Origin of the sequence: Fusobacterium sp. SYSU M8D902 (assembly GCF_040199715.1) — a bacterium.
Taxonomy (GTDB): domain Bacteria; phylum Fusobacteriota; class Fusobacteriia; order Fusobacteriales; family Fusobacteriaceae; genus Fusobacterium_A.
The window spans coordinates 50,799-63,263 of sequence record NZ_JBEFNA010000008.1; the positions used below are offsets into that span (position 1 = coordinate 50,799).

Sequence of the window (12,465 nt, forward strand, 5' to 3'; positions counted from 1 at the left end):
GAATGAACTATGGACCTATATTGGACGAGCCTCTGGAGAGACTCTATGAGCACCGAAGGAGCAAACCCAAGCAATTGGACTAAACTCTCAGGTAAAAGGACAGAGGAATTATGCAACTTACATTTAGTTATATTATGTATAATTCTTTTTTTGATTTCCAGAAGGTAGATTCTACCTTCTTTTTTTATTCAATTTAAAAGGAAATAAATAGGAGGAATTAAAAATGCAACAAGTAGTAACAACAATCAATGAATTTTTATGGGGGAACTTTCTAATACTTCTTTTGATGGGAACAGGAGTTTACTTCACATTAAAACTAAATTTTATCCAAATTAGAAAATTTAGTGAGGGAATAAGAAGAGTTACAGGTTCAATGGCTCTTAATGGAAAAGCAGCAGATCACAATGGAATGTCATCTTTTCAGGCTTTGGCAACAGCAGTAGCAGCACAGGTAGGAACAGGAAACCTTGCTGGAGCAGCAACAGCTATTGTATCTGGAGGACCTGGAGCTATATTCTGGATGTGGGTAAGTGCTTTCTTTGGAATGTCAACTGTATACGTTGAGGCTATATTGGGGCAGATGTTTAAGAAAAGAGTTAATAATCAGATAACAGGAGGACCTTCATACTATATAGAGACAGCTCTTAAGAATAAATTTCTTTCAAAAGCTTTAGCTGTATTTTTCTCAATTGCTTGTATCTTAGCTCTTGGATTGATGGGAAATGCAGTACAGGCCAACTCAATATCTGTAGCTTTTGACAAGGCTTTTGGAGTACCAGCAATAGCTATGGGAGTTGTAATATCTTTACTTGCTGGATTTGTATTCTTTGGTGGGATAAAAAGAGTTGCTGCAGTGACAGAGAAGATAGTACCAGTTATGGCGGGATTATATATAGCAGCTTGTATAGTAATTATTTTTATTAATTATAGAGAGATAGTACCAGCTCTAACTTCAATTTTTTCTTCAGCTTTTACTACTCATGCAGCTGTAGGTGGAGCAGTGGGAATAAGTGTTAAACAAGCAGTTAGATATGGAGTGGCAAGGGGTCTTTTCTCAAATGAAGCGGGAATGGGATCAACACCACATGCTCATGCTATAGCTAAGGTTAATCACCCAGGAGAACAGGGAATAGTAGCTGTTGTTACAGTTTTTATAGATACTTTTGTAGTTTTGACAGGAACAGCCTTAGTTATTCTAACTTCTGGTGTTCAAGAGGGAACAGGAATAGTCTTAACACAGAATGCTTTTGTAAAATCTTTAGGTTCTTATGGGGATATGTTTATAGCTATATGTCTATTCTTCTTTGCTTTTTCAACTATCATAGGTTGGTATTTCTTTGGAGAGGCAAATATAAGATACCTATTTAAAAACAATATCTCAATAAATGTATATAGAATTATTGTTATGTTGGTTATTATTAAAGGATCTGTATTAAAAGCTGAATTAGTGTGGGAGATGGCAGATATGTTTAATGGAATGATGGTACTTCCTAACTTAATAGCTCTATTAGCACTAGGAAAATATGCTAGAACAGCAATGAAAGAGTATGAGTTAATAAATAAATAATTATTACTTAATAATAAAGAGCAAGTAGGCTTGGCTAACTTGCTCTTTTCTTAAATCAATTAGATTTTCTTTACAAATTCAGATTTTAGTTTCATAGCTCCAATACCATCAATTCTACAATCAATGTTATGATCTCCTTCAACTAAACGAATATTTTTAACTTTAGTTCCAATTTTAACTACTAAAGAACTTCCTTTTACTTTTAAATCCTTTATAACTGTTATACTATCTCCGTCTTGTAAAATGTTTCCATTAGAATCCTTTACAACTAGAGTTTCCTCCTCAGTTTCATTATCTAAACTCCACTCATAAGCACACTCAGGGCATATTAATAGATTCTCATCCTCATACACATATTCTGAATTGCACTTTGGACAGTTTGGTAATTTTGACATTCAATCTCCTCCATAAAAAAATTTCTTAAATATTATACCATAAAATTCAATTCTAGAAAAGATTATTTTTTTCTACGAAGTGCTACAATACAACCAAGTAGGACAAAAGAAGCACCTATACCTTGATATAGAGTGATATTTTCATTTAATAGTAGATAACCTATAATAGCTGTAACAGGTGGTAAAGTAAGTTTTAAAACATTTAAAACAACAACACCCTGTTTTTGAATGATGAAAAATGTCATAACCATACCTACAAATATAGAGTACATACCAGTCAATAGTACTTTTGTTATATTATCACCTGAAGCAGTTAGAAGCTCATGTATATTTCCAGTCATTATAGATATAGTGAAGAAAATAATACTTGTCAAAATAGATGAGCAACTACTGATAACCATAGAGTGTATGTGTTTAGCTGTCCCCTTAACAACAAAACTTTGTAGTGTCTGTATAACAATTGTTCCTGCTAAAAGAGTGATTCCAAGTAAAAAGTCTGAACTAGATGAACTTTTGTGAGCACCAGTTAGAACAAAGATAAATGATCCTGCTAGAGCTAATAATCCACCTAAAATAAAGTGTAACTCTTTAACTTTCTCCCTTTCATCTAAAAAGAAGATAGCAGCCATTATAATGGAAAATGGCATACTTAATATTCCAAATATACTACCTGCCAGAGCAGATGTTTTACTGAGTCCACCAACGAAACAATACATATTTCCAGCTGTTAATGAAGCAAGAAGAAATAGTCTTGGAAGTAACCAAAGATTATTTTTTAATTTTATCAACTCATCTCTAAATTTGAAAAATGAAACTAGAACAAAGAGAGTTCCACCAGATAAAAACATTAGAGCATTGGTATTAACAGTGTGAAATATTGTACTTATATAACGAATCAGTGGATAACCAAATCCCATAAATAAAATATAGATTATAGCAGAAAGTTGATTTTGTTTCTCTTTTATATTCATAACCCCTCCTTAATTTTAAAAAAACAACAGTTTTAATCCACTCATTATACTAAGTATAACAATGAACTTTTCAAAAAGCTCCTGATTCATCTTTTCAACAAAGTATTTTCCTGCAAAAACTCCTACAAAAACAAATGGAATAGCTACACTTGTTAACTTGAAAGTCTCTAGATGTATGTTTTTTAAAACTACTACATAGAGAGTTGCCTTAACAAGATTTACTACAAAATAGAACCAAGTTCTAGTACCATAGAATTTATCTCTATCCATTTTGATATTTAGAAGATATATACTCATTAGAGGACCAGATACATTTCCGATAAATGCAGCAAATCCACCTAAAAATCCAAACAGGACACTCAATTTAGAAAAGTCAATCTTAAAGCTTTTCATTAGGGTAAGAATTCCAATAATAAGTATTATTATTCCCATACTCTGCTTAAAGATCTCATCAGATATGTATTTTCCAAAGATCACAGCAACAATCATTCCTAAAAATGTAAGAGGAAGCATTTTTAAAACAACTTTTTTGTCGGCATTTTTTCTGTAGATATACATAACAATGAGGTCAGAAACGAGGATAGGGATAATGATAATACCAGCCGAAGCCTTACCACCATAGATACTAGCTAGGATAGGTGAGAAGATAAGAGCAGCTGGAATACCAAGCTTACTAACTCCACAACCAATTCCTAAACCAATCATTCCCAAAATTTCTAAATATGACATCAAACCTCCTCAAATTCAATGCAACTTTTGCTAAAATATGCTATAATTATACTATAGCCAAAGTTATTTTAGCATAAAAAATAAAAATTTAATAGATTTAAGAGGAGAAATTTTTATTGGCTTAAAAAATAAGAAAAATTTAGATGATTGAGGAGATAGGTATGAGTATTGGAATAAGGATCGTACTGATAATAATTTTAATGAGTATCTGTATGTTTTTATCTATTAGTGAAATATCACTAGCTTCAGCTAGAAAATTGAAATTACAACTTATGATTGATGAGGGAAATAAGAATGCTGAAAGAGTGATGGATATTCAACATACATCTGGAGATTTTTTTACAGCTGTTCAGATTGGAACTAATGCAGTATCTATATTGGCTGGTATTGTGGGAGATGGAATTATTGCTCCATATGTTAAGAGTTTTATAGTAGACTATATTCCAATGTTGTCATCACAGAGCTCTTTCATAGGTGATACACTATCTTTCGTACTAATAACAGCACTTTTTATAGAGTTTGCTGACTTAGTACCTAGAAGAATGGCAATGGTAGCTCCAGAAAAGATATCTACAGTGATAGTGAGACCAATGCTATTTCTTATTCAAATAGTAAAACCTCTAATATTCATATTCAATGGTACAGCTAATATAATTTTTAAGATATTTGGAATACCATTGGTGAGAGAGGAGATTATAACCTATGATGATATTTTTGCTATGGTAGATGCAGGAGCAGAGGCTGGAGTGGTACAGAAGAAGGAACACTCACTGATAGAAAATATATTTGAGCTAGAGTCAAGGTGGGTTTCCTCTATAATGACAACAAGGGATAATATAGTATATTTGACTGTGAATGAATCAGAGGAGAGTATAAAAAATAAGATTGCAAACAATCCACATGCTAAGTTTTTAGTCTGTGAGAATGATATTGATTCAATATTGGGTTATGTAAGTTCTAAGGATATACTACCTAGAATGTTGACAGGTGAGATCAATGGATTAAAAAATATCAAAGGTATATATAATAGGGCTTTGTTGGTTATTCCAAATACTTTGACACTTTCTGAAGCTTTGGATAGATTTAATGAAGCTAGAGATGATTTTGCAATAATTTTAAATGAATATGGATTGGTAGTTGGACTAATAACTCTAAATGATGTAGTTAACACTCTAATGGGAGATATTGTACACCAGATATTAGATGAGCAGATAATTGAGAGAGAAGAGGGCTCTTGGCTTATAGATGGGGAGACACCTGTGGAAGATGTAAAAAAAGTGTTGGTAGATATTGAGAAGTTTCCAGAGGAGGATACATATGAAACAATAGCAGGGTTTATGATGTATATGTTGAAGAGTATCCCTAAAAAATCTGCTGTTGTAGATTTTGAGAACTATACCTTTGAAGTGGTAGATGTAGACAGATTTAAGATTGACCAGCTTTTAGTAACAAGAAAAAATGAGAAACAAAATTAAAATAAAACATTAAAAAATGGAGAGATGATTAAAATGGATTTAAGAAGAGAGTGGAGGAGAAACAAAAAAGTTTTTCTAGCGATTATGACAATAGCTTTACCAGCTATTACGGATCTTTTTGCACAGACTTTATTAGGATTTTTTGATATGCTTATGGTTGGAAAGCTTGGAGCTGAAGCAATAAGTTCAGTAGGAGTAGGAAATGCCCCTATCAATGCTGTCCTCCCCATATTCTTTGCTGTAAGTATTGGAACAACAGCTCTAGTGAGTAGGGCTTATGGTTCTAATAATAAAAAAGAGGGAAAGAATGCTATGGCTCAAAGTTTAATACTTTCTCTTCCTATCTCTTTGGGGATAACTCTGCTTTTATTTATATTTAAGGATAAGACTTTACAGTTGGTGGGAAGAGCTAATGATATGAACCTACAGATGACAGGGGAATACTATGCAACTGTACTTTTAGGTATGCCGTTTCTATGTTTTAACGTAGTTTTCTTTGCAGCCTATAGATCTATATCAAAAGCAAATATGCCTATGATAGCCAATATCTTGAGTATATTCTCAAATATTCTATTTAACTATCTATTTATATTTGTCTTTGGTTGGGGAGTAATGGGAGCAGGAATAGCTACTACCCTATCACGTGGAATGATAACTTGTATATTTATATATACCACATTCTTTACAAAGAGATTCTGGGTATCAATACCATTAAGAAAATTAAAACTATTTGATAAGAATATGTCAGGAAGAATTTTAAAAGTTGGAATACCAGCTGCAGTAGAACAGGGGGTATTCAGAATAGGGATGTTAATATTTGAGATGATGGTAATCTCATTGGGAACTATGGCCTATACTTCTCATAAGATAGCACTTACAGCTGAATCATTTTCATTTAATATGGGATTTGGATTTTCAGTGGCTGGAACAGCCTTAGTGGGACAACAGTTGGGAAAGGGATCAGCTAAAAATGCCCATAGAGATGCAATGGCAACAACAGCTCTAGCTATCTTTATGATGTCTCTTTTTGGTTTGACATTCTTCATTATTCCAGGAACAATAATACATATGTTTACAGATGAACCAGAGATAAAAGAGATGGCAACAGTGGCTTTGAGACTGGTTTCTATATGTCAACCATTCCAAGCTGTATCAATGGTTTTAAGTGGGTGTTTGAGAGGAGCTGGAGATACAAAGGCTGTATTGTGGATAACAGCAATAGGAATGTATATAATAAGAATACCACTTACATATTTTTTCCTATACAAGATGGATACAGGATTATCAGGGGCTTGGATAGTTATGACAATAGACTTGGCATTTAGAAGTATAGCATGTTATAGAGTGTTTAAAAAAGGAAGATGGAGCTATGTAAGTGTATAGAGGAGGAAGAAATGGGAGTAAATTTTAGATATATAGATTATGGAGTAAAATTTTCAGGACTTTACTCAGATAGAGAGGCTCAAGCTGAAAAAAATCTCTATGTTTTTTTAGATAATAGAATGAAGGAGATATTTTTTAAAAGAGTTTCTAATAGATTTTTAGAACCAACTCCTACACTTCTTACTATGGAAGAGTTTAAAGATAGAATTTTTTATACAGATAGAATTATTTTAAAAGAGGCTAAGAGAATCTTAGCCTTTTTCAAATGTATACCACAGAGTATAAAAGATGAGTTGGGAATAGGTAACTATTATGACATAATAGATTTAGCAAACAATTTTTTTGCTTACTATAGAGAGCTTTTAATAAATGGTGTTACAAAATTAGAGGAGTGTTCAAAGTGGCAGGAGAGATACTTAACTAATTTTGAAACTATAAAAGAGGCTTTTGATGAGATGTGTAGAGAGTATAACTACCTGCCAAGTGATTGGTTAGAGAGCTATGAAAACTATAGTGATAACTGGATTAAGGATTTTACAAAGATAGTATTTGTAGATATAGTTGAATTTCCTAAGGTGTATAGAGATATAATAATGAAGTTAGGGGAGAGTGTAGATGTAGAGATAGCTCTACAAATGAGAAAAGGGGATTTTGATGAGGAGAACTTGAGATTGAAAAAGGTTAAAGTCCCTGAAAAAATAAAGGATATAAGGGTTTACACTTTGAAAAGTGACTTGGAAGAGGCACTGTTACTTATTCATCTTAAAAATCAAAAAAAAGGTGAGATATACTCTCCAGTTCCTGAAAAAAATAGTTATTCAGAGATATTTCCACACTATTTTGCTCCTTCACAAAAATTTACAATGAATGATACCAAACTATATAAGTTTTTAAGTATACAGTTGGATCTATTGAATAGCCAAGAGGAGAGATTGGGAAAAACTTATTTTCTATTCCAAATGCTATCTGCCTTTGAGAATAGGATATTTAAAGAGTATTATGGAATCTCAGAGGAGGATTTTAAGAGTTTAAATAGTTGTGCCATTGAAGGATATAAATATATATCTAGAAAAATTCTTCAAGATAGCTGGTTTGAGAAGAATTTCTCAATAGATTTAATTGAAAAGTTAAATAGAGTAATTTTTGATCTGGAGAGTATAACAGATATAAGCAATACAAATGAACTGTATTCATATATAAAAGAACAGATTAAATTGGAGAGATTTATAGAGGAAAATTTAGATAATGAAGATATTTTTGATAAATTCTTTGAGATATTTGGAATTATAAAGAGTAATGAGGTAATGAAGATACATAAGAGTTTTGATGAGTATTTTGGAAGTAAGATAGGAGTATCTCTATACAGATTGTTAATTCAATATATGAAAGATTTGGCAGTAAAAAGTAATCTTAAATATAGTCAAGATATAGGAATAGTAAAACCTCTAGATTTTGTAAGATATAGCGAGGAGATAAATGAGGTAAACTACTTTATAGACATAACAGATGATAATTTACCAAAAAGAACTGGAGATAATCTGATACTTACAGAAAAACAGAGAAAAAAAATGGGTATTATGACAAAAGAGGAGAGAAGAGAAGAGGATAGATATAGATTTATTCAAGCTATTTTTAATGGAAAAGATGCTATAGTTTTAACTAAAAAAGATGAGGCACAGGGGATAGATATATCGCCATTTTTAGAGGAGATAATCTTGAAAAATAAAATACCATTGGAGGACTCACCAATAAAAGATGGTGGAATAGTAGAGATGTTAAACAACTCATTTATTGGAGAGGAACTAGGCTATGATAGAAGTGTGATCGAAGCTTTTCCAAAGGAGATAGAGGATTTTAGAGATGGAAAGTTGGAGATAGGTGCTTATGACTATGGAAATCTAGTTGATTGCCCACTTAGATTCTATTTTATGAATATTGAGAGATTAAGCTATAATACAAAATATGAGGACAAGGATATAAATACAAGAATATTGGGGATAATTGTACATAAAGTCTTAGAGGAGTTTGTCAATTCAATATGGAAGAGAGTATTACAAGAGGGAGTAGTAGAGGTTAGATATGAGGAGATATTAGAGAGAATGCAGGGGGCTTTCAAAGCTGAGAGAGCTAAAATTCCATTACATATGGATAACTATTGTGAATATATAATGATACCTCTCATCTCTAAAAATATAGTTGACTTTTTTAGAGATTTAAGAAGTAACTATGAAGGGATCTCTATTAGAAGATTTCAAAGTGAGAAAAGTTCATATGAAAAAGAGCCGTTCTACTCTGGAGATATAGATGTATATTTGAGAGGAAGAGCAGACCTTGTCATAGAGAGTGAATTAGGGAATGAGATAATTGACTATAAGACAGGATCAAAGAAAGATGGACAGTTAGATTACTATACTATAATCTTGTATGGAGAGTCGGGACAGGCTAAGAAATTGGTATTTAATGCTTGGTCAGGAAAGATTGAGAGAGAGGATAAGGTAATACTCACTAGAGAGAGATTGGAAGAGGAGATCGAAAGCTTTGTGAAGGCCAGTGAATATATGAGGGCTGAAAAGCAATCTACTTGTCAAATGTGTGAGTATTATAATATTTGTGGAAGAGGTAGAGAGTAATGGGAAAAAAATTGATATTAAAGGCCAGTGCTGGAACAGGAAAAACTTATAGATTATCTCTTGAATACATAGTTTCTTTAGTACAAGGAATAGATTTTAAGGATATTTTAGTAATGACATTTACTAAAAAAGCAACAGCAGAGATTAAAGATAGAATCTTGATATTTTTAAAAGATATATGTGAAAATTCAGAGAAGAGAGAGGATATTGAAAAAAATATAAGAAAAATATATGGGGAAGAGTTTTCTTTTGATATTGAAAAGTTGGAAAAGATCTATAAAAATATAGTTGAAAATAAGGATAAATTAAAAATCTATACAATAGACTCATTTACCAATACAGTGTTTAAAAAGGCTATAGCACCATTTTTAAAGATCTACTCATATGAGATAATAGATGAGGAAGAGAATAGAAAAGTACTGGTAAAAACCTTTGAAAAGATTTTTGAAAATAGGGAGGATTTTAACCTTTTTAAGAGTTTTTTAGAGGATAATAGTGAGAAGAATATGGATATCTATGTAGATCTCATTGGAAAAATAATAAATCAGAGATGGAAACTCATATTGATAGGAGATAAGATTCAGGAGAAGAGTGAGTTTGAGTATGGAGATACCAATGGTTTACTAGGTAAGATGGAAGAGATACTTTTGGAAGTAGCTGAGATAAAGGGGAAACCATTTCAAGATTTGATAAAGAAAGATTGCCAAAAATATTTTACTGCGAAGGATAGAGAGGAGTATCTAAAAAGCAATTACTCTGCATTTTTGAAGGATAAATTTTGGAATGGAACAAAGGTCAGAGCTAAAAAAGGGGATATAGATTCACATATTGCAGATTTGAACTATCTTTATGATGAGTTTAAAGGGGAATTGGGAAAAGCTATGTATAATAACTTGGTAATTCCATATGAGAGTAAACTTTTAAGGGTAGTTGAAAAGATCTACTCTATCTATGATGAGATAAAATTTAGAGAGAAGAGGTTTACACATACAGATATTAGTAGCTATACATTTAAGTATCTAGAGGAGAGAGAGCTTGGATTTTTAGATGAAGATGGACTGACTGATGAATTTTTTGAAGTTATTGATGGAAAGTTAAAGAGCATATTTATAGATGAGTTTCAAGATACAAGTATTTTACAGTGGAGAATATTGAAAAATATTTTGGCTAAAAGTGAGAATATAATCTGTGTTGGAGATGAAAAGCAGAGTATCTATGGTTGGAGAGGTGGAGAGAAAAGATTATTTGAAAATCTGGCTCAGATCATAGATGGAGAAGAGGAGGAGTTGGACACTTGCTTTAGAAGTAGGGAGAATATTGTAAAATATACAAATACAGTATTTAGAGAAATAGCTAAGAATAGTGAAGAGAGTGAGAGTTGGGAGTTTTCAGAGGTAAACTACAGAGATAGTGATAAAAAAGGTTATGTAAAACTCATCACTCCTGAGGATGAGAGAGAGTCTATTGAAATAATGATAGATGAGATAGAGGAGAAGTTTCACGACAATTATGCAGGGATTGGAATATTAGCTAGAACTAAGAAAACTCTGGAGAAAATAGCTTTTTATCTGGGAGAGAGAGGGATAGCATATACATTGGATTCCAATGCAAGTATAGTGGACAGTAAGGGGATAAATGGAGTATATCATCTAATCTCTTGGCTGGTAAAAAAAGATTTTCTATCACTTTTGGATTTTCTTAGATCAAATCTAATAAATATATCAGCTCCAACTCTAAAGGAGATGATAAAGAGAAGAGAGTGTATAGAGGAGTACCTATACAGTGAGAATGATGATGTTACACTTGAGATAGAGAGTGATATATTTACCTCATTAAAAGAACTGTATGATTTAAATAAAAAGTATGATGGAGAGACAGAATACTTAACTTATGAGATGTTAAAGAGTGTAGGTGTGGGAAATAGATTTCAAAATGAAGAGGATACTCTAAATATTTTTGGATTCTATAAGCTTTTGAAAGAGTATAAATACTTTGATGATTTTTTAATAGAGTATGAGGAAAATACACAAAAAGATAAGTTTAAAAAGATCTCAACAGGAAATGGGAATAGTGTATCTCTGATGACTATACATAAATCTAAGGGCTTGGAGTTTGATACACTGTTCTACTTCATACCTAGTAGTTCAGGAAAAAATGCAGATAAAGGAATGGAGTTTTATCTTGAGATGAATGATACATACTCAGAGGTAAAATCATATCTTTTGACAAACCATAAATTTAATAATATATTAAAAAGTATAGATGGTGTAGATTATCTAAAGGATAGAGAGATTAAACAGGAGCATGAGGAGATAAATAATCTGTATGTTGCATTGACTAGACCTAAAAATAATATCTATGTAGTTGTGGAAAATAGTGAAAAAGTACCTTATGATATATTATTGAGAAATATGGACACAGGGGAATTGATAGTGGAGAATAGAGAGGAGATAAGTGGTGAAAAGGGTGTTGAATTTACTTTGGATCTCTCTACTCCAAAGGTACTGTATAAAGAGGAGTTAGAGGAAAATCAGAGATTGGGATTAGATAAGATATACTCTCACTCATTGCAGATAGAGGGAAAAAGGTTGAGAGGTATAGTCGTACACTACTTCCTTGAGAATATTCTCTATTGGAATGAAACTGAGATTGAACTAGCTAAGAAATTAACTTTTTCAAAATATGCCTCTCTCCTTGGAGAGAAAACAATCAAAGAGATACTATCTGAAAACAATATAGAGTATATATATAGAAGATGTAAAAATATATTTGAAAATGATTGGGATTATGTGTATAGAGAGTACCCAATCTATTATAAGGTGGGAGAAGAGAGTAAGAACTATAGAATAGATAGATTGATGATAAAACTCCCTAGTGAAGAGAGCAAGGGAAAGATACTCATAGCTGACTATAAGACAGGAAAATTTGATGAGGAGCAGTTAGAGAACTATACAAAAGTTATAGTTGAAAAGTTGGTTAAAATGGGTAAGGATATTGATAGATTTGAAGTGGAAAATGAGTATATAGAGTTAGATGTATAAAATAGGGGCTGTTGCAAACTGATGATTTTTAAATATCAGTTGCAACGCCTTTTTCTTTTTTTGCAAAAAAAATAGAAATCATTTGATTGATTTCTTAATTTTTATCGAGAGTGTAAATAATTTTGTGTATTTATCGTCTCTTGATTATTAATTTTTAAATTATTTTGAAGACTGAAAGGAACTAAAAACCTTTCAGTCTTTCTTCATATTCTATTGCTAATTGTCCTTTTATCAAATGCCAATCTTTCGCATAACCTGTTTTCCATTTTTCGGT

At 31.9% G+C, this 12,465-nt stretch carries 8 protein-coding genes and 1 riboswitch; of the genes, 5 read left to right on the forward strand and 3 right to left on the reverse strand.

From position 1 onward, the window contains the following. Positions 1-22 precede the first annotated feature (22 nt). Positions 23-113: riboswitch (glycine riboswitch) on the forward strand. 110 nt (positions 114-223) lie between these two features. After that, positions 224-1,567, forward strand: coding sequence for an alanine/glycine:cation symporter family protein (locus tag ABNK64_RS05050; protein ID WP_300342172.1), 1,344 nt, complete (start codon positions 224-226; stop codon positions 1,565-1,567). A 59-nt stretch (positions 1,568-1,626) separates the two neighbouring features. Here the strand turns inward: ABNK64_RS05050 and ABNK64_RS05055 are convergent, their stop codons facing one another. The 3 genes from ABNK64_RS05055 to ABNK64_RS05065 all read right to left on the reverse strand — a co-directional run bounded on the left by ABNK64_RS05055 (position 1,627) and on the right by ABNK64_RS05065 (position 3,662). Continuing rightward, on the reverse strand, positions 1,627-1,962 hold the full coding sequence (locus ABNK64_RS05055; RefSeq protein WP_291255216.1) for a zinc ribbon domain-containing protein YjdM: 336 nt from the start codon (positions 1,960-1,962) through the stop codon (positions 1,627-1,629). A gap of 62 nt (positions 1,963-2,024) precedes the next feature. Then, a complete protein-coding gene (locus ABNK64_RS05060; RefSeq protein ID WP_300389752.1) occupies positions 2,025-2,933 on the reverse strand; it encodes a DMT family transporter in 909 nt (302 codons plus the stop codon). 15 nt (positions 2,934-2,948) lie between these two features. Further along, the gene (locus tag ABNK64_RS05065; protein WP_349763695.1) at positions 2,949-3,662 is read right to left on the reverse strand and encodes a TSUP family transporter; all 714 of its coding nucleotides are present in this window, start codon (positions 3,660-3,662) and stop codon (positions 2,949-2,951) included. A gap of 161 nt (positions 3,663-3,823) precedes the next feature. Here ABNK64_RS05065 and paeA point away from each other — a divergent pair, with 161 nt between their 5' ends. Genes paeA through ABNK64_RS05085 form a run of 4 tightly spaced genes read left to right on the forward strand, consistent with a single transcriptional unit; the run spans position 3,824 to position 12,191 of the window. After that, entirely contained in the window at positions 3,824-5,137 is a 1,314-nt protein-coding gene (gene paeA / locus ABNK64_RS05070) for a polyamine export protein PaeA (protein WP_349763696.1), read from the forward strand. Between the two features lie 24 nt (positions 5,138-5,161). Next, positions 5,162-6,520 carry an MATE family efflux transporter gene (locus ABNK64_RS05075; RefSeq protein ID WP_349763697.1) on the forward strand — a complete coding sequence of 453 codons (1,359 nt, stop codon included), beginning with the start codon at positions 5,162-5,164 and terminating at the stop codon, positions 6,518-6,520. Positions 6,521-6,531: 11 nt separating this feature from the next. Further along, positions 6,532-9,150, forward strand: coding sequence for a PD-(D/E)XK nuclease family protein (locus tag ABNK64_RS05080; protein ID WP_349763698.1), 2,619 nt, complete (start codon positions 6,532-6,534; stop codon positions 9,148-9,150). After that, a complete protein-coding gene (locus ABNK64_RS05085; protein WP_349763699.1) occupies positions 9,150-12,191 on the forward strand; it encodes a UvrD-helicase domain-containing protein in 3,042 nt (1,013 codons plus the stop codon). Before ABNK64_RS05080 ends, ABNK64_RS05085 begins: the two co-directional genes overlap by 1 nt. Positions 12,192-12,465: the final 274 nt, after the last annotated feature.

Excerpts from the sequence above, each read along its gene's own strand:
- ABNK64_RS05075 (WP_349763697.1), top strand. The coding sequence starts at position 5,162 with ATGATTAAAATGGATTTAAGAAGAGAGTGGAGGAGAAACAAAAAAGTT.
- ABNK64_RS05080 (WP_349763698.1), top strand. The coding sequence starts at position 6,532 with ATGGGAGTAAATTTTAGATATATAGATTATGGAGTAAAATTTTCAGGA.
- ABNK64_RS05065 (WP_349763695.1), bottom strand. The coding sequence starts at position 3,662 with ATGTCATATTTAGAAATTTTGGGAATGATTGGTTTAGGAATTGGTTGT.
- paeA (WP_349763696.1), top strand. The coding sequence starts at position 3,824 with ATGAGTATTGGAATAAGGATCGTACTGATAATAATTTTAATGAGTATC.
- ABNK64_RS05060 (WP_300389752.1), bottom strand. The coding sequence starts at position 2,933 with ATGAATATAAAAGAGAAACAAAATCAACTTTCTGCTATAATCTATATT.
- ABNK64_RS05085 (WP_349763699.1), top strand. The coding sequence starts at position 9,150 with ATGGGAAAAAAATTGATATTAAAGGCCAGTGCTGGAACAGGAAAAACT.
- ABNK64_RS05050 (WP_300342172.1), top strand. The coding sequence starts at position 224 with ATGCAACAAGTAGTAACAACAATCAATGAATTTTTATGGGGGAACTTT.
- ABNK64_RS05055 (WP_291255216.1), bottom strand. The coding sequence starts at position 1,962 with ATGTCAAAATTACCAAACTGTCCAAAGTGCAATTCAGAATATGTGTAT.